The organism is Paenibacillus sp. FW126-R14 (genome assembly GCF_058789495.1).
The window spans coordinates 185,800-204,119 of sequence record NZ_JBYTBS010000002.1 but is presented as its reverse complement, the minus strand read 5'-3'; the positions used below and the strand labels follow the sequence as shown (position 1 = coordinate 204,119).

Here is an 18,320-nt window from a genome sequence, read left to right as displayed (position 1 = left end):
TCATCTCGATGAAGCCGGGGCTTACAAGCATGAACAGAATGACATATGGATTGATTAGTCTCATAACGATGCTCGTTTTACTTATCGTCATGTTTACAGCCATTTCGTTTGGGGCTAAGGATTTAACACTAGCAACCGTATGGGGGGCCGTATTTCATTATAATTCTGAGTTAACATCGCACCAGATTATTCATGAATTGCGTTTGCCTCGCGTCCTCGGTGCGGCTGTTATCGGAGCAGGCTTTGCAGTGGCTGGTGCTTTAATGCAAGGAATTACGCGAAATCCGTTAGCTGATTCCGGTATTCTGGGGATCAATGCAGGCGCAGCCTTTATGGTTGCTTTAAGCTTCGCATTTTTTCCTAATTTGCCCTATTCGAGCCTCATGCTGGTCTCTTTTCTCGGGGCCGTACTCAGCACTGTTTTCATATACTTGCTTGGTTCATCCACGCCTGGCGGTCTAACCCCGCTGCGTCTTACGATTGCGGGATCCGTTGTTGCGGCATTGCTGCATTCGCTTAGTTCGGGTGTCGCGATCTACTATGATCTTAGTCAGGATCTTGCGTTCTGGTACGCCGGGGGTGTTGCCGGTGTAAAATGGAAGCATTTAAACCTGCTGGTGCCGGTTATTCTTCTGGCGATTGCGGGGGCTGTGACGATAAGCCGCTCTGTCTCGCTAATTTCTTTGGGAGAAGAAGTTTCAGCAGGTCTGGGCGTCAAAACAAAGCGAATCCGGTTGCTTGGCATTGCTCTGGCAATTATCCTTGCCGGTGTGGGAGTTTCAGCTGTAGGATCCATTGGATTCGTAGGCCTGGTTATCCCTCATATCGCCAGAAAGCTTGTTGGTGTGGACTATCGCTTCATCATTCCTCTGTCTGCATTGCTCGGAGCCATCCTGCTGGTGCTTGCAGATCTGGGTGCGCGGATGGTTCATCCGCCCAAGGAATTGGCGATCTCTTTGATGATCGCTCTGGTAGGCGTACCTTTCTTTCTGTATCTGGCCCGGAAAGAAAGGAGGAATCTGTCATGAGTTCGCTGCGTAACCGTCAACGAAAGAGCAAGAGTATCATGGTCGGCATTTGCTTGATCCTCATTAGTTTGGTCGTCATTCTGATTAGTCTGAATACGGGCTCGATCCGGCTTTCGCCGTTGGAAGTATGGCAAACCTTTCTAGGCTACGGCACTCCGGATAGCCGGCTCGTCTTATTCGAATATCGCTTGCCCCGCATTCTCATTACGATGTTGGCGGGCATCGGTTTAGGGGTATCCGGCGCTATTTTGCAGGGAATAACCCGTAATGGTCTCGCTGACCCCGGGATTCTGGGGCTTCATTCGGGCGCTGCACTAGGCTTAATTGTGTTCGTCAGCTTTTTTCATTCCATGAAGGGCACACCCGCCTTGCTCATTCCGATGTTCGCCTTTGCCGGAGGCGTCATAACGGCCATTTTGATTATGGCTTTGGCCTATGACCGATATAAAGGGATCGTGCCCATACGTTTAATTCTTGTCGGAATTGCCATCGCAGCGGGCTTCAGCGCCGTAACTTTATTTCTCTCGCTGCGGTTGGATGAGGCGACGTATACTTTTACAGCCAGATGGTTGATAGGCAACGTTTGGGGAAGAGATTGGGTGCATGTCGTTGCGCTGCTGCCCTGGGTTGGCATTTTCCTGCCGTTTGCATTAAGCAAGTGGAAAATCTTGAATTCCTTCTCGTTGGGCGATGAGGTGACCTCAGGGCTTGGCGTTGCCGTGAATCGCGAACGATTGCTGCTGCTGATGACCGCAGTCGCCTTGTCCAGCGCAAGCGTGGCCATGACCGGCGGGATTGGCTTCCTGGGATTGGTTGCTCCGCATCTGGCCCGTCGGTTGGTTGGACCGATGTATCAGCATGCGCTGCCGATAGCGGGCTTGGTCGGACTCGTCATCCTGGTTGCGTCGGATACGATAGGACGCTCTATTTTTCAGCCTAACGCTATCCCGGCAGGCATCGTAGTTGCCGCTGTCGGGGCGCCGTACTTTTTATTTTTACTCGCTAGAACGAAATAACACATTATGAAGGGGTTTTTATCGTGAAGAAGAAAAACATAGCATTATTCAGCGTGATCAGTTCCTTATTCGTCCTGACGGCATGCGGCCAAACCGCCGCACCGAAAGAAGCCGCATCTACAGCGTCGGCGGCCCCTACGGCTGCCGTGACGACTTCCGCTAAACCGGTGGAGAAAGAGCCGCGTATTGCGTCGATTTCCATTCATTTAACGAATGATTTGCTGGCGCTTGGCATTACGCCTGTAGGTTCTGTCATGGGTGGCGACCTCAAAGCATTCCTACCGCACGTCGCTGACCGTTTGCAGAATACGAAGAAGCTCGGCGTTGCGGCTGAACCCGATATGGAAGCGCTGCTGGCTTTGAAGCCTGAAGTGATTTATTTGGATAAATCGCTTTCCGGTAAAGATGTCGCCAAGTTTGAAAAAATTGCGAAAACAGAAGTGTTTGACCTGGACGAAGGAACATGGCGCGACCATTTGAAAAAAATCGGCAAGCTCGTGAACCGTGAGCAGCAGGCGGAAACGTACATCAAGGATTACGAGAAACAGGCAGGGAATGTGAAAGGGCTTATTAATGCCAAAATTGGCGACGGCAAAGTCATGGCGATTCGTGTGACAGCTAAGGAACTGCGTGTCATGGGTATGAAGCGTCCCCTGGGACCGATTCTGTTCACAGATTTAGGGTTGAAGCCGGCAAACGGTGTGGAGAAAATCGACAAAGCTTATGAAACAATTTCGCAAGAAGTTCTTCCTGACTACGATGCCGATGCGATTTTCGTCATTGTGAACAATGACGATTCGGCAAAGAAACTGTTTGAACAGCTGTCATCGAACCCTATTTGGAAAGGGCTTAAAGCGGTGAAAGCCGGTCATGTTTACCCGATTGCCGATCAGCCTTGGCTCGATTATTCGGCCATTGGCAATAAAATGGCGCTTGATGCGGCAGAAAAGCTTTTTGCTAAATAAGTAAATAGATGAATGAAAAAGGAGCTAAGCAGCTTATGTGCTTAGCTTCTTTGGGCTTTTCAAGTATGATGCGAAATGGCCAAGAACGGTTAATGTGCTCAGGATAAACTTTCCCCATTCGGAAATGATAAATGAAAGCAATCATTAGGATGAGATAATGAAAGTTTATTTAAAGGAGTCTAACAGATGGAACCGACCGATATCCCATTAACATCGTCAGAATTAGGCAACTTGTGGATGACATATCAAGAAAAAACCATGTTATTGAGATTCTTGGACTATATGCTTGAACACGCGGATAATGAAGAGATTCAGCAAATCTTGAAGTCGACGTATGCCTCGTCGGAGCAAACCGTGGAAACCATCAAACGGATTTTTCAAAATGAGGGAGCCGTTATTCCGCTTGGCTTTACGGCTAATGACGTAAATAAAGGGGTTCCTAAATTATTTGATTATTTGTATGAACCGATGTTTTTGCACATGATAAGCAAAATAGAAGCTTGCCTATTTGCGTTGTATTCAACAATGTCGTATCGGAAAGATATCAGGCAGTTATTTAAGCAGTTAACGGCCACTTCGCAAGAGCTGTTCGATCAATGCGCGCAATTTCTCTTGGAGAAGGGAGTTCTTGTCCGGCCGCCATTCATGTCCATGCCCAAAGAAGTGACTTTTATTCGGAACGATAATTATTTATCGGGCGTCAATGTGTTCAAGGAAAAGAGATCGTTGAATGCGATTGAGATTTCACTGCTGCATCATGCCATTGAGACCAATCTTACGGGGATGCAGCTTATGATCGGATTCGCGCAAGTAGCCAACGATACAAAAGTGAAACAATATTTTGTGAAAGGCATGAAGCTGTCCAAAGAGATCGAAACGACCTTGGGGGAGTTTTTGCGCGATGATTATATTGAGCCGCCAGCCACACACGCGGGAAAAGCTACCAATTCTACGGTTGCTCCATTCTCAGATAAGTTAATGATGTACATCACCAATTTACTGGGGTCTTTCGGGATTGGCAGCAATGCGCTTGGCGGAGCTTTCAGTCTGCGCAGCGATTTGCCGCTCGCGATGGCCCGGCTCGCTCAAAAGATTCTTCCCTTTGTCTCAGAAGGCGGGGAAATCATGATCAAGCACGGTTGGATGGAAGAGCCGCCGCAAGTCGAGGATAGGAGACAGCTGACAAAGTCTTGAAGTAAGACGCCGATATAGCCACTCCATTAACGGAGATGGCTTTTTTGCATCTCGTTTTTCCGGCGGCGCAAAGGACGGGCGAAAAAATTGTGCTGGCATTTTGGACGGTTTTGAAATAGAATGGAATTATAAATAATGAAACTTGATTTCATCTAGTGAAACTAATGAGGGAGAGTGATTCATCATGGACAGCAAAGAACGGTTTTCCAATCGGGTCGATCAGTATGTAAAGTACCGTCCGTCGTATCCGAAAGAAGCGATCGATTATTTGTACGAGGTTATCGGACTTCAACCGCATGCTGAAATTGCCGATATCGGTGCTGGAACAGGTGTTTTCTCGAAGCTGCTGCTTGCGCGGGGGAGCTATGTAACGGCTCTCGAGCCGAACAAAGAAATGCGGGAAGCCGCTGCGAAGCTGCTGGGAGAAGAAAGCCGGTTTTCCATCGGTTCCGGATCCGCTGAGGTGACGGGGTTGCCAGATCGCTCGGTAGATGCTATTGTATGTGCGCAGTCGTTTCATTGGTTTGACCGCAGCGCCGCGCAAGCGGAGTTCAGACGCATTCTGAAGCCGGGCGGAAAGGTCGTGCTGATTTGGAATGCGCGTCTTACTCGCGGCAGCTTGTTCCTTGAAGAGTACGAACAATTGCTTCGTACATTTTCGACTGACTATAAGGAAGTCAACCATCAAAATATTTCGCCGGATATTCTGCTCTCCTTTTTCAAGCCTGGCACCATGCAAGAAGCACGGTTCACCAACGGGCAAGTATTTGATTTTGAGGGCTTGAGCGGCAGGCTGCAATCGTCCTCCTATTCCCCTGCGCCGGGAGATCCGCGCTACGAACCAATGATGGCAGAACTTCGGAACGTTTTTGAACGGAATGAACAGGACGGCAACGTGTTTTTTAATTATGAGACCCAAGTATTCTGGGGTGAAGTATAGGAGGATTCGCAAGCAATGAGTCAACGGTATCGAATTACTAGAGCACTACAGGAAGATGGCCATTCGGCAAAAATCATATCTCTGGAGGAATGCAAACAGTATTTTGCCTCCAAAGCCGATTTTTCCTATACATCTGTATTTACAGTAACCGGCGCCACGACGATGTCGATTGACGGGGATTTTTTCATGTGGAGCTGCGGCGATAGCCGAATCCCATTCCGGCATTACCAAGGCGATATCTACGTATCGGGCACCAATGAAGCGGTGATTCCGAAGATGATGGAAGTTGCGAGCGAATTGCGGGCGGATATTGTGGAAGGATAAAAAGTTTTCGAATTTTCTAAAATTGTGTTTACGTTGCATTCAATATCTGATAGAATTATCGCAACATTCAAATGCGAGGAAGAGAAGAGTAAATAAATAAAATTCTTTCACAGAGAGCTCCGTCAGCTGAAAAGGAGCAAAGAATTGTTTATTGAAAAAAGCCTCAGAGCAGCGCATCGGAACCGCTTGAAGCGGAGATGGTGTGCCAGGAGCTCCTGTTATAGAGCTAAAGTATACGCATTGCCTATGCAATGCCGTACTTGAAGAGGCTGATATGGCGACATATTAGCGAATCTGGGGTGGTACCACGAGCATACAAATCTCGTCCCTAAGGCTGATTATAGTCTTGGGGGTGGGATTTTTTTATATTTATCGCTTTCTTGCCGTACAAGGTTCACCAAATCATCCGCTTTGAATATTTTTTAGGGAGATCCCTCATGCAAGGGAATGAATAGATCCCCATTATTATGCCACTTTGAAAGGAATTGAATATTAGATGACAGCAAAGTTAAAAGTCGGTATTGTCGGAGGAACAGGAATGGTGGGTCAGCGCTTTGTTCAGCTGCTGGATCAGCATCCTTGGTTTCAAGTAACGGCCATCGCAGCAAGCGCCGGTTCTGCAGGTAAAACCTATGAGGAATCTGTGCAAGGCAGATGGAAATTAGACACGCCTATCCCTGAAGATGTGAAACAGATTGTTGTTCAGGACGCATCCAGAGTGGAGGAAGTTGCCTCTCAGGTTGATTTTATTTTTTGTGCCGTTGATATGAAAAAGAATGAAATTCAAGCGCTGGAAGAAGCATACGCCAAAACGGGCACTCCCGTTATTTCCAATAATTCGGCTCACCGCTGGACGCCAGACATCCCAATGGTCATTCCGGAAGTGAATCCGGGGCATATCGAAGTCATCGCTGCACAGAGAAAACGGCTCGGAACTTCGACCGGATTTATTGCCGTCAAGCCGAACTGTTCGATCCAGAGCTATGTGCCGGCGCTTCATGCCCTGCTGGATTTCAAACCGACTCAAGTCGTTGCCTCGACGTATCAAGCGATTTCCGGTGCCGGCAAAAACTTTACCGACTGGCCTGAAATGCTGGACAATGTCATTCCTTATATTGGCGGCGAGGAAGAGAAAAGCGAGCAAGAGCCGCTCCGCATTTGGGGCAGCATTGTAAATAATGAAATTATTAAAGCAAGTTCGCCGCTCATTACAACGCAATGTATCCGTGTTCCGGTTACGGACGGACATTTGGCTACGGTATTTGCATCGTTCGAGAAAAAGCCTTCCAAGGAAGAAATTCTCGCTCGCTGGCTGCAATTCAAAGGCCGCCCGCAGGAGCTTGGTTTGCCAAGCGCACCGAAGCAATTCATCACTTATTTCGAAGAAGACAACAGACCGCAAACGAAGCTTGACCGTGATATTGAGAGCGGTATGGGCGTTTCGGTAGGCAGATTGCGCGAAGATTCCATCTATGATTTCAAATTCGTAGGATTGTCGCATAATACATTGCGCGGAGCCGCAGGCGGCGCTGTGTTGATCGCGGAACTGCTTAAAGCTGAAGGCTACATTCAAGCAAAGTAGGAGCAGGCGAAGGTTTGGCAAATAATGAGCTGTCCAGAAGTCATCGCAGATGACGGAGGGGCAGCTTTTTGTTTATGGTTTATGAGTTTACAAGAAAATAGGCCGAATGTATAATGATTATATTTAATTATAACTAAATATAATTCGGAGGGGAATCAATGTTTAAAATGGTTAAAAGTAGTATGGTCTTATCTTTCGCTTTAGGGATGACGCTAGTGTTCACTGCCTGCGGAACAGCAGAGAAGCCGGCAGCGAGTCCCAGTGTAAGCACACCGGCACAAAGCACGAGTGCTCCCAGTCAAAAACCTGCTGAAACCGTAGAGTTAACGATTTCTGCCGCAGCGAGCATGACGGATGCGCTTAAGGATATTCAAAAAGCTTATGAAACGAAAAATCCGGCGATCAAATTGAATTTCAACTTCGGTGCGTCAGGCGCTCTGCAGCAGCAGATCGAACAGGGAGCTCCGGCAGACTTGTTCCTTTCTGCAGCAACCAAAAACATGAAGGCACTGGTTGATAAACAGCTAATCGATACAGCGCAGCAGAAAAAATTGTTGACGAATGAACTGGTTGCCGTCATTTCCACAGATGCGAAAGCACCGATCCGCAATGCAGCGGATTTATCTAAAGCTGAAGTAAAGAACGTTGCCATTGGCATTCCTGAGAGCGTGCCCGCAGGCAGCTATGCCAAAGAAGCGCTGACGAACACGAAACTATGGGATTCCTTACAGTCCAAGATGGTTCAAGGGAAAGATGTGCGTCAAGTGCTGCAGTATGTAGAAACCGGAAATGCGGATGTTGGTTTTGTTTACAAAACAGACGCTTTGACTTCCCAAAAAGTAAAAGTCGCTTTTGCAGTCGATCCAAAAACATATACGCCTGTTGAATATCCGATTGGAATTGTAAAGGCTACGAAGCACAGCAAAGAAGCTGAAGGTTTCTACACGTACTTGCAGTCCAAAGAAGCTCTTGACGTTTTCGTTAAATACGGATTTACGATCCTGAATTAATTGTGGCCGGCATGAATTGGCACGAATTTTGGACGCCTATCCGGTTATCGCTTCAAGTTTCATTGTTATCCAGCCTCGTTGTCCTTGTATTCGGCGTGGGAATTGCTTGGTGGATGTCCCGAAAATCGTTCAGAGGCAAGACCATTCTTGAAACAGCCATTATGCTGCCGCTTGTGCTGCCGCCGACTGTAGTAGGCTTTATTCTTTTAGTCATACTAGGCCGGAGAAGCTGGTTTGGGAAATTTATCGAATGGCTGTTTGCCGCACCCGTTATTTTCTCATGGTGGGCTGCCGTCATCGCTTCGATTGTGGTTGCCTTTCCGCTGGTCTATCAAACGATGAAGGTAGGTTTCTCTGCCGTGGACCGGGATATGGAGGGAGCTGCGCGCTCAATCGGGGCGAACGAATGGCAGGTGTTCAGGTACATCACACTTCCGCTAACGTTCCGATCGCTGGTCTCCGCCTATATTCTAGGCTTTGCCCGCGGTCTTGGCGAATTCGGCGCAACATTGATGATTGCCGGAAATATACCGGGTAAAACGCAAACCATTCCAACGGCCATCTACGTTGCCGTTGATTCGGGCAATACGACGATGGCGTGGGCATGGACTTGCTCGATTATTTTGATTTCCTTCCTTATGCTGCTTCTAACGAGACAAAGGAATTAGTTGAAGAGGAAAATAACACACAAAAGGCTAAAGGATCCGTCTATGATCCTCTAGCCTTTTGTGCTTTTATATTTAGCGGCGGCGAGACTTGAATTACCAAGTTATCGTATAGTTCGTTCCTGCCGCAGGTGTCGACCATGTATTGTTGGCTCCGGGCTCCCAGCTTTTGAAATTGCCTGCGCTATCTTTGATAATCGCTTTGAATTCATAATAGCGGGATGCTCCGATATAAGCTGTGCCGCGCCAGTCGGCGGTGGAGCTGTTGTAAGTCAGCTTGATAGGGTAAACACCTGTTGTCCAGTTGCCCATTTCCCAGCGGCTTCCCGCTACATAGACAACATCCCCCGAAACGGTTGGCGCGTTCTTGACGATGAACGTAACCGGTATCGGAGTCATCGCAATAGCATCCCGGTAAGCATCCAGCAAAGCGGTTTTGGAGCCGTCTGCATTGACGAGACTGGACATCCGCAGCAGAGTAAAGCCTCCGAAATTGTAGTTGAACAGCATTTCCGCCACGTTTTGATAGCCGCTGCCATCGCTGATTGGCAGCGCGTTCTCTCCATTGATGCGAATACCCTTCTGGTTCGCCAGATTTGCGACTTGGATAACTAACGACTTAGGAGCGGAATAATAAGGGCTTGCAGAAGCTTGATTGTCGGTCATTTCCAAACAGGTAAAGGTCAGATCGAGATTCGATCTCTTGAACTCGTCCAGCAGCGTGCTGTAGTTGTAATATCCAGCGCCGAATTCAGCGGCATGCGGCATGGAAGGGTGATTCATTTGCCAATGAATCCCGGCCACCTTCGCACCGATCGGAACGCCGAAAACGGAATCGAAACGGCTGTGCGCTTTCGCAGCGATCGTGTTCAGATGCTTCTCCAACACGCTCTGATACCAAGTCATAAAGTCTTTACCGTATGTGGACTTTACGCCATTGATGAAGAAATTGTCACCATCGCTTGGAGGAGCAACTTGCGTGAAGGCTGTCAGGTTCGTCCCCCAAGCGCTGTTGAGAGCGGAGACCGTGCTGTATTTGGTTTTCATGGCATTCTGGAAGTCCAGCTTCGCCGTATCGGTGTACGCCTGCAGCTTTCCGCGTCCCGGATAGGCCCAGCCGTCGGCCGTATTATAGGATGGGAAGCGAAGTTCACCCGCAGGGCCGCCGGAGAGGTAGATTTTGGAGATAATATCCTTATAGCTACTGAAATTGGTCGCGAAGGAGGCATAAAGCTCATCATACTGCGTGGATGTTCCTGTCCACCATGGAGACAAGGTTTCGTTGTTGTAGTAACCGGTTTCACTGCGCATTGTCATCTGGTCTTGCGTACCTTTGCTCCAGAGCCAGGAAGGCAGCTTGATATTGCAGTCATCCCCGACGTTGCCCCCGCATTGATGCGTGGAGATGATCGGAATCCACTTCAAGCCCGAAGCGCGCACCGTATCGGCATAGGTTTTGTAATAGGACCAATCGAAGACATTGTCGCCGGCCTGCTCTACATCCCCCCACCAGACATCAGTTGTGAGGGCATAGATACCATTGTTTTTCAGCGTCGTCAGCTGGCTGCGGAATGCGTTCCAATCCGTTATCTTGGTAAGCGGAGCCATCGCATAAGCTTTATAATCACTGCGAATGCTGGCTGCGTCGGCTTGAAGTGCCGGAAAAAAGAGGGAGACTGCGACAATAGCAGCCAGAGAAGCGGCTGCAAACCTATGTATACGATGAACTAACGATCTCAAAATTTGATACATGATAGTACCTCCTTAGGCTGGTAAATCCAATTCATATTCTCCTGATTACATGTGAAGCTCATCTGGAAAACAAATATCCACTCCTCTGTCGATGAAATTGTAAACGTTTACTATGGTAATTATAAGAAATGTGTACATGCTGTGGCGATGGATAATATTGTTCCGTCAGGTGGATTTTATTGTCTAACTCAGCATCCTTACGGGGATTAGCCGACAGGTTCGATGAATTTGGCCCGCAAGTTGGTACATGGCATATCGAACACATGCAAAGAGAGGGTGTCCCTTCAGTCATTTCCATGACGTAAGGGATACCCTCTTTGTGCAATTTTGCTACTATCTTACCTCCAAACTGTCCAACAATCGCTTCAAATCAGGATGAAGATTTAGAACGTTCATGATGACGGTAAGAGCTTCAGCCCGGGTAGAAGGCATGTCCGGATGGAAGCTGCCATCGCCGGAGCCAGTAATAATTCCTGCTTTCACTGCCTCGTTGATTTGCTCCTTAGCAAAAGAGTTGTCAATATCAGCGAAACTAGACGCGTTTTCTTTTTGTAAAGCACGCAAATTTACGATACGGCTTAGGAGGGTCACCATTTCAGCACGGGAGATGGTTTCGTCAGGTCTGAAGCTGGAATCTTCGTAGCCGTTCACGATGCCGAGATTAGCCAGTTTTTCGATGGCTGTCTTAGCCCAGTGCCCGTCCAAATCATGAAGCGTCAGGGTGCGAACAGGCTGCCCGTCAACTGCGAATACCCTTGAAAGGAGTGTCGCAAACTCCGCGCGTGTTACTTTGCCGTTTGGCTCGAATTTCCCGTCTGCTAATCCTTGAACGACACCGATGGCCGCGAATTTGTGAATAAGGCTCGCTGCCCAATGGGTTGCGGGCAAATCGGTGAACTGCACGTGAGCGGTCTGCTTTTTCGCTGCTTCTATTTTGGACGCCACGTTTTTGAGCAGCAGTTCTGTTTGAATGAACTCGCCTTTAAATAGATCCGGCAGCGCAGGTATTGCCGGTTCAACCTCTTTTGGAGCCTCAATTGGCTTTGGTTCAACTTTAGGCAGGGTCTGCCCGGTAGTATTTATCGGCCCAACAGGCTCATCCGTTTTTGAAGATTCATGGGATTCATATCTAACCGTTAACGTATATTGATCTGTCAATCCGCCATAAGTTGCTTTAATAACGGTTGTACCCGCCTGAAGTGCGCTTACTACGCCTTTAGCGTCTATTTTGGCAATGGATGGAGCAGTGCTGTTATAAACGACCCCATATACGATCTGAGTGATGCTATTATCGCTGTATGTTGCTTTGACGACGGTTTGGTTCTGTTGACCGCTGTACAGGGACGTTTTACCGTTCAACTTAATGGAAGACAGTGCAGTCTCTACAGGGGTAGTCTGCACAGTAACGAGGCTTTGGGCAGTGAAGTTCCCCTCGGCTGTGGTCGCTGTGATGGTTGCCGTCCCTGATTTGATACCTGTAATAACGACTTTATCGCTAACTTGTTCGATTGAAGCGATGCTAGAATCGCTCGTGGTCCATGTCACGTTTGGATTGCTGGCTGTGGCAGGGAGGACCTTTGCGCGAAGTTCGGCAGTTTGTCCTTCCAGAAGCGTCAGATTTGCCTTCGTTACGTCAACGCCTGTAACAGGGATGATATCACTTTCCGTTTTTTCAGCGGCTGAAAAGTTCGGCATCGTTTCTTTTGCCTGCGAATCGGCAACCATCGCGGATTGCAGCGCTGCGGACGGAACGCTTCCCTGGGCTTCAACATTTATTTTCACAATAGGCTCGCCAGGGACAATACCTGTATCCGAGAAGAGAATGAGTCTTGTCACGCCATTTGCCGTTTCATTGCGCAGCACGTTGACGCCGGCTTGCACAGGAGCTACGGATTTGACAGTCACGTTTTTCGTGTCAATTTCGATATCCATGGCTTTCGCATCGGACTTCAGCTGATCAATGGACAACTCATAACTTTTCAGGAGCTCAGTCGTTGAGGAGACGACTTTGGTTAGTTTCAAGTTTGGAGCTTCGGCGTTGTGCTGATCTTTCTGCGGGATAAACATCCCGTCAATCACCTTAGAATCCCCGATTGTTGGGTCGATACCAAGGGCGTAGAGGACGGTGGCTGCCAAATCTTTGGTCGTACCCCCTTGCAGCAGTTTCTCTTTCCCGGCATCCGTGGCTACCGTTCTTCCGTTAGCGGCAATAAATGTCGTTGTTGCAAGCGGGGAATCTTGTCCATGCGAAGTAGAGCTTCCTAACGTATGATTGGCGTTCTCGGTGCCTCCTCCATGGTCGGGCAGCATCACAATTAGCGTATCGTCGAGCAGCTGATTATCTTTTAAAGCGTTATAGATCGTCTCAACATCCTTATCGGTCTTGCTCAATTGCTCATAATAGTTCTTTGTATAGAAGCCGTGGGTATGCCCGGCATGATCCATTTCATCGATTTGAAAGAAAATGACAGATGCATCGTAAGCTTTCCCGCTTGCTGCATACTGAGCGAAGGCTGCCGCATTGCCATCATCGCCTAGAGAGTAGCCCTCCACGCCTAGGGACGGCTCAATATGGCCGTTAAATATATTATTCCAGGTTGCAAAAGCGGCTAGTTTGGTCTCAGGCAGTGCTGCTCTCACTTTTTTAAAGAATGACGGGTAGGGTGAAGTTTCGCTATACGTATACTTCGAGCTGTCGGTGTTGTCAATTAAATGCTTGCTGTAATCAACACCGGTTATCATTGCTCCCCAGTTTGGGGAAGAGCTGGATGGCAGCGTCGTTTTGGCTGTATATGTGACAGCGCCATGCTCAATAATGTTTCTGATCGCTGGGATGACCTGACGGCTGCCGACCGTTTCCTTGACGGAGCTGGTCGTCTCCCAATATGGAGCATTCGGAGCGACCGAAACGCCTGCACCGTCAATGCCTATAACGACAACACGCTTATAAGGAGTAAATTTGGCTTGTTTGGCTATTCCTTGCAACACATCATCTGCATGGCCTTGGGCTAAAACGACATCGCCGATCGTCACATGACCGTCTTTATTGAGATCTTCTGCTGCTTTGGGGTGGATTTGAATTTCAGCGGTTTGTTTATTTAAGGATTCAATGTCCATTTTCGTTGATCCGTTATAAAAATCAGCATTTTTTACTTGAATAGTTCCTTGTCCGGAAGATGACTTCGCGCTGAATTTCAGCTCGGAAAGTGTTGAAGTGGCGTATTCGAGGGGATTGGTATTGTTGTAAATAGAGTCTCCGGGTAAACTTAATTTCACAATTCCGGGGACTGACGTATCAACAGATGTTGCTCGCGATGCGCTGACAAACTCAAATAAATGGCTGTCATAAGCAAGTTCAATTTCTGCTTTAGCAATGCCTTCACTCATCGTCGGCGTACGAAGATCCAGGTTGTAACGGAACTGCGAGCCTTGAACGGTATGCTGCGCCCCTATCAAGTTCACCGAGCCGTTAAATTTTTCGGCGGCAAGCGGAGGCACCATAGAATAGCTGTCTAAAACTTCTTGCGCTGTTACAGTTCTCTTCAATATCTGAAGATCATCAAGCTGAACTTGCAAAGCAGCGGAATAATTGCCGGTACCGTCATTGCCTATCATCGTCGGCAGTCCGGAATCAATGGTGCCAGTTTGCCCGACAATGCTCATTGTGCTTGCAATGTTATTATAATGGCTTCCTTTCGAGTTAGTTACCGCTACAGGAATGCCGTCTTTATAGAAATCGACGCGTCCTGCCGTGCGATCGTGCGAGACCACGATGTGATGCCAGGCTCCATTCGCTACGTTTGGAATTTTTGCATCAGCTCTTGAACCTCCAGCCGTATTATAATTCCAGATCAGACCTTTGTCAGAATCTAAAGCGAGCACGTAGCCTGCATTACTTCCGCTGTCCCAATTTTTATTCGATAAAATAGCAGGGTCAGACGAGACGCCGGCAGATTTCACCCAGAATGAAACGGTAAAGTCGGTACTTGTGCCGAACTGAAGGTTGTTCGGTTTCCCCAGGTTGACATATTGTTTGGCTGAGCTTGTAGAGTTAATGCTTAACGCATTTCCAATCCGGCCGGGAACAAAAGCCGGGTTCCCAACGGGAGTTGCTGTCAACAGATTTGTGGAGCTATCCGCAAAGTCGTTATCGAAAAGCAGATGCAAAGCATAATCAGAGGATACGATTGCCGCTGAGGCAATTGGAGATTGATCAAGCATAGGAAAGCTTGGTGTGGCGAGGACAGTTGCAGCTGCCAGCGAAGAAACGAGCACTTTTTTCAATGGAATAACCAACGTGGGAACCTCCTGGAAATAGATATATGGTTTTGTCCATATTACATTGAACAACAACTAAAAACAATTAAAATATAGTTTTTAAATTATTTTTTGTTGTTATTTCTATGAGGTTTGTAATTATTCACAAGAAGTGATCTCTGCTTTTGGGATAGCCACGTTTAACGAATCACATGCAATTTGCGGAAATTACTCGGTGTGAGACCTTCGTTTTGCTTAAATACTTTAATGAAATAACTCGGACTTTCAAAGCCGGCTTTTCGTGCAATCGTTTGGATTTCCCATGCAGGAAATTGTTGGAGATATTCCTTTGCTTTCTGAATCCGAAAACGGTTAATGTACTCGAACGGTCGCGTACTAAACGTTTGCTGAAAGAGGACGCAGATATAATGGGGGGTCACGGAAAGGCAATCCGCCAAATTCTGCAGCGTAATCGGTTGCTCGAAATGGTTCCCGATATAGTCGATCACCGGCTTCAAGTGCTCGTAGTGCTCTTGAACGGAACGCGTTTCCGATGTTGAGGTATGCCGGAACAAGTCGATCAATAAGCCGTAAAGAAGCTGCGAGCCTTCGTAGCTTACGCCATTTTTGCGGATACTGAACATATGATTGATCTCGTCGATTCGCGCTTGCAAGATTTCCGGCCTGGTGATGTAAAATACCGCCGAATCATGGAAATGAAGAGTTTGCAGTAGTGTATGGGCACAATTTCCGTTGAATTCAACCCATTGCACCGTCCAGGGCTCCGTCAGCGGAGAATAGCGGTGCGGGACACCGGGGTACAGCAGCATGCCTTGGCCTTTGGAAATGACAATCGATTTGCCTTCGATTTCCAGAGTGCCTTGGCCATTCAAGCATTGAATCCATTGAAAGCCTTTGTAGCCTTCTTTTCTAATCACTTGAGGTTGATGTATCCAGCAGCCGGTTGAGACAATATAGAGGGGCAATTGAAAATTAATATCTGTTTGTACATTCCAATAATAAGGTTTCATTGGGATCACCCTCCGTTCATTAAGATTAATATTGTTATATTAACATAAATATTCTCTGATTGTTGAAGGTTTTATGTAATCATATAATTATTAATAAAATTATATATTACAAAAAAACTGACAGAAAGAGGCTGTGACATGAAGCATCAACAAACGAGGAGCAGAGAGCTTTTTGACAAGGACTGGTTTTTCCATAAAGGCGACATTGCGGTGAAGTATGCGGTGAAAGCAGGGATGACAGGGGGCATTACAGACAGCGGGAAGCGGGAGGACGGCGAATGGCTTGAGATTGCTTACGTGGATAAAGAAACAGAAGGAGCTGCGATTCCGAAAGATTGGAGCCGGGTGAATATTCCTCACGACTGGGTCGTGGAGGAGAACTACGTGAACGATCCGAACTTGGGCAGCCGGCCCGGCAGTCACGGCTATTTGCCGTCGGGGGTAGGCTTTTACAGAAAAATGTTCGCCATTCCTTCTGAGGATGAAGGGAAAAAGATATCGATCCACTTCGACGGGGTCATGGGTGTAAGTACGGTTTGGCTTAACGGCCACCTGCTTGGTACGCATAACAGCGGGTATACCGGCTATCATTATGACATTTCGGATGTTCTGCGTTACGGCGATGAAGGCAAGAATGTCATTGTCGTTAAGGTGGATGCATCGCGGTGCGAGGGCTGGTGGTACGAGGGCGGCGGCATTTACCGTCATACGTGGCTGCAAAAAACGGACCGCCTCCACGTCGGTCATTGGGGTACTTACGTGACGACGCCACTCGTGACAGAACATGCAGCGAGCGTTGTCATCCGCACGGTTTTGCACAATGAATATGAAGAGGACCGGGAATGCGAGCTGATATCGACCATCGTAGGCGCCGAAGGAAGAAGAATCGCTTCGGATACCGTTTCTATTCGTGCCTCCTGGTTGGCTGAAAAAGAAACGGAACAGTCCATAACCGTACCCGATCCGCAGCTTTGGTCGCCGGAGCATCCCCGCTTGTACCGTTTGATCACGGAAGTGGCTGTGGATGGCCGCATTGTGGATGTGTATGAAACGGTCTTCGGCATTCGGACGATTGCATTTACGGAAAACGGTTTCCTATTAAACGGCGTGCCGACAGTCATTAAAGGTACGTGCAATCATCAAGACTTCGCCGGTGTCGGAGTCGCACTGCCGGACCGGCTGATCGAATACAAGCTTCAGCTGCTGAAAGAAATGGGAAGCAATGCGTATCGGAGCGCTCACCATCCGCCGACCCCGGAACTGCTCGATATCTGCGACAGGCTGGGCATGCTGGTCATCGACGAAAACCGTAAGCTGGACAGCACGCCGAATGGAATGGCCGATCTGGAAAGCATGATACGGAGGGATCGCAATCATCCTTCCATCATCGTCTGGTGTTTGGAAAACGAGGAGATCCTCGAAGGGAAGCGTATGGGCGCACGCATTCTTCGATCCGTGCATAATGCCACCCGCAAACTGGATCCTACCCGGCCTACGCTGGCGGCCATGAATCATGGATGGAATAACGAGACATACAGCGATCAGGTGGACATCGTAGGCTACAATTATGGTCAACGCCAAGATCAGGATATCTCGGATCATAAGGAATATCCGTCACGGATCATGATCGGCAGCGAAAGTGCGAGCAGCACAACGACCCGAGGCGTATACGAAATGGATGAGGAGCGGGGTTACTGCCCGGCCTATGAAGGAATTTACATGCCTTCATGGTCTTGTACGGTGGAAAAGGCTTGGAACGATCTGCTTGCCCATCCTTTTTTGACGGGCATTTTCCTCTGGACAGGCTTCGACTATAGAGGGGAACCGACGCCAAATTTATGGCCCTGCGTCAACTCCCATTTTGGAATCATGGACACGTGCGGCTTTCCGAAGGATGTCTACTATTATTTAAAATCCGCCTGGACGGATGAACCGATCGTTCATGTGCTGCCCCATTGGAATTGGACTGAGAAGACCGGCGAACCGATTGAGGTGTGGGTGTATTCGAACGGGGATCAAGTCGAGCTTACACTGAATGGGCGCAGCTTAGGCGTTAAGCCAATGGCAAAAGCCGGACATTTGGAGTGGCAGGTGCCTTATGAGCCTGGCGAGCTCGTCGCTACGGCCTATAAGGAAGGCCGCACATTTGCTGTCAAGCAGGTCCAAACGGTCGGAGCGCCGGCCTCTGTGCATTTGGAGGCTGACCGAACGGAGCTTCTGGCGGACGGGGCGGACGTTGCCGTTGTCCGGGTATCCATTCGCGACGAGCAAGGCCGCGTCGTTCCAATCGCAGATAACGAGGTTGTTTTCGCGGTCGAAGGGGCCGGCAGCCTATTAGGTGTCGGCAACGGCAATCCGAGCAGCCATGAGCCGGATAAGGCGAATCGGCGCAGAGCTTTTAACGGATACTGTTTACTGCTCGTTCAAACCACTCCTGCATCCGGAGAGATTGTAATTACGGGAACAGCGGCAGGCCTGCAAGCCGCAAAACTTTCGCTGAAGACACAATAGCGGCAGCCCCGAGGACCACTTCAAACGTGGAACTCGGGGCTTGTT

13 protein-coding genes and 1 other annotated feature are annotated in these 18,320 nt (G+C 48.4%); of the genes, 10 read left to right on the top strand and 3 right to left on the bottom strand.

The window, feature by feature from the left end:
* Positions 1-38 precede the first annotated feature (38 nt).
* The 9 genes from AC3WRW_RS02285 (at position 39) to modB (ending at position 8,727) form a co-directional block, all read left to right on the top strand.
* Entirely contained in the window at positions 39-1,028 is a 990-nt protein-coding gene (locus AC3WRW_RS02285) for a FecCD family ABC transporter permease (protein ID WP_492544698.1), read from the top strand.
* The gene (locus tag AC3WRW_RS02280; RefSeq protein WP_492544589.1) at positions 1,025-2,044 is read left to right on the top strand and encodes a FecCD family ABC transporter permease; all 1,020 of its coding nucleotides are present in this window, start codon (positions 1,025-1,027) and stop codon (positions 2,042-2,044) included. The genes AC3WRW_RS02285 and AC3WRW_RS02280 overlap by 4 nt, the downstream gene beginning before the upstream one ends.
* Before the next feature lie 23 nt (positions 2,045-2,067).
* Positions 2,068-3,009 (top strand): iron-hydroxamate ABC transporter substrate-binding protein, encoded by a 942-nt coding sequence (locus tag AC3WRW_RS02275; RefSeq protein WP_492544587.1) that lies wholly within the window; start codon positions 2,068-2,070, stop codon positions 3,007-3,009.
* Between the two features lie 186 nt (positions 3,010-3,195).
* Complete coding sequence (locus tag AC3WRW_RS02270; protein ID WP_492544585.1) at positions 3,196-4,203, top strand: DUF3231 family protein; 1,008 nt, start codon at positions 3,196-3,198, stop codon at positions 4,201-4,203.
* A 184-nt stretch (positions 4,204-4,387) separates the two neighbouring features.
* Complete coding sequence (locus AC3WRW_RS02265; RefSeq protein ID WP_492544584.1) at positions 4,388-5,143, top strand: class I SAM-dependent methyltransferase; 756 nt, start codon at positions 4,388-4,390, stop codon at positions 5,141-5,143.
* 15 nt (positions 5,144-5,158) lie between these two features.
* Positions 5,159-5,467, top strand: coding sequence for a hypothetical protein (locus tag AC3WRW_RS02260; RefSeq protein ID WP_492544582.1), 309 nt, complete (start codon positions 5,159-5,161; stop codon positions 5,465-5,467).
* Between the two features lie 67 nt (positions 5,468-5,534).
* Positions 5,535-5,800 (top strand) — a binding site (T-box leader).
* Between the two features lie 163 nt (positions 5,801-5,963).
* Positions 5,964-7,049: an aspartate-semialdehyde dehydrogenase gene (gene asd, locus AC3WRW_RS02255; RefSeq protein ID WP_492544580.1), complete on the top strand. Its 1,086-nt coding sequence runs from the start codon at positions 5,964-5,966 to the stop codon at positions 7,047-7,049.
* Positions 7,050-7,207: 158 nt separating this feature from the next.
* Entirely contained in the window at positions 7,208-8,059 is an 852-nt protein-coding gene (gene modA / locus AC3WRW_RS02250) for a molybdate ABC transporter substrate-binding protein (protein WP_492544578.1), read from the top strand.
* Positions 8,060-8,070: 11 nt separating this feature from the next.
* Positions 8,071-8,727, top strand: a complete 657-nt coding sequence (gene modB, locus AC3WRW_RS02245) for a molybdate ABC transporter permease subunit (protein WP_492544576.1) — start codon at positions 8,071-8,073, stop codon at positions 8,725-8,727.
* Between the two features lie 93 nt (positions 8,728-8,820).
* Here the strand turns inward: modB and AC3WRW_RS02240 are convergent, their stop codons facing one another.
* From AC3WRW_RS02240 to AC3WRW_RS02230, 3 genes are all read right to left on the bottom strand, one after another.
* Positions 8,821-10,476 carry a family 14 glycosylhydrolase gene (locus tag AC3WRW_RS02240; protein ID WP_492544574.1) on the bottom strand — a complete coding sequence of 552 codons (1,656 nt, stop codon included), beginning with the start codon at positions 10,474-10,476 and terminating at the stop codon, positions 8,821-8,823.
* Positions 10,477-10,809: 333 nt separating this feature from the next.
* Positions 10,810-14,772: an S-layer homology domain-containing protein gene (locus AC3WRW_RS02235; RefSeq protein ID WP_492544572.1), complete on the bottom strand. Its 3,963-nt coding sequence runs from the start codon at positions 14,770-14,772 to the stop codon at positions 10,810-10,812.
* Between the two features lie 161 nt (positions 14,773-14,933).
* A complete protein-coding gene (locus AC3WRW_RS02230) occupies positions 14,934-15,764 on the bottom strand; it encodes a helix-turn-helix domain-containing protein (protein ID WP_492544570.1) in 831 nt (276 codons plus the stop codon).
* 138 nt (positions 15,765-15,902) lie between these two features.
* On the opposite strand from AC3WRW_RS02230, the gene galA reads away from it, so the two are divergent.
* Complete coding sequence (galA, locus tag AC3WRW_RS02225) at positions 15,903-18,275, top strand: beta-galactosidase GalA (protein ID WP_492544568.1); 2,373 nt, start codon at positions 15,903-15,905, stop codon at positions 18,273-18,275.
* Positions 18,276-18,320 lie beyond the last annotated feature (45 nt).

Bases quoted from the DNA above. Each gene is read 5' to 3' on its own strand.
- AC3WRW_RS02285 (WP_492544698.1), top strand. From the start codon at position 39: ATGACATATGGATTGATTAGTCTCATAACGATGCTCGTTTTACTTATC.
- AC3WRW_RS02280 (WP_492544589.1), top strand. From the start codon at position 1,025: ATGAGTTCGCTGCGTAACCGTCAACGAAAGAGCAAGAGTATCATGGTC.
- AC3WRW_RS02270 (WP_492544585.1), top strand. From the start codon at position 3,196: ATGGAACCGACCGATATCCCATTAACATCGTCAGAATTAGGCAACTTG.
- AC3WRW_RS02265 (WP_492544584.1), top strand. From the start codon at position 4,388: ATGGACAGCAAAGAACGGTTTTCCAATCGGGTCGATCAGTATGTAAAG.
- AC3WRW_RS02260 (WP_492544582.1), top strand. From the start codon at position 5,159: ATGAGTCAACGGTATCGAATTACTAGAGCACTACAGGAAGATGGCCAT.
- asd (WP_492544580.1), top strand. From the start codon at position 5,964: ATGACAGCAAAGTTAAAAGTCGGTATTGTCGGAGGAACAGGAATGGTG.
- modA (WP_492544578.1), top strand. From the start codon at position 7,208: ATGTTTAAAATGGTTAAAAGTAGTATGGTCTTATCTTTCGCTTTAGGG.
- modB (WP_492544576.1), top strand. From the start codon at position 8,071: ATGAATTGGCACGAATTTTGGACGCCTATCCGGTTATCGCTTCAAGTT.
- AC3WRW_RS02240 (WP_492544574.1), bottom strand. From the start codon at position 10,476: ATGTATCAAATTTTGAGATCGTTAGTTCATCGTATACATAGGTTTGCA.
- AC3WRW_RS02230 (WP_492544570.1), bottom strand. From the start codon at position 15,764: ATGAAACCTTATTATTGGAATGTACAAACAGATATTAATTTTCAATTG.
- galA (WP_492544568.1), top strand. From the start codon at position 15,903: ATGAAGCATCAACAAACGAGGAGCAGAGAGCTTTTTGACAAGGACTGG.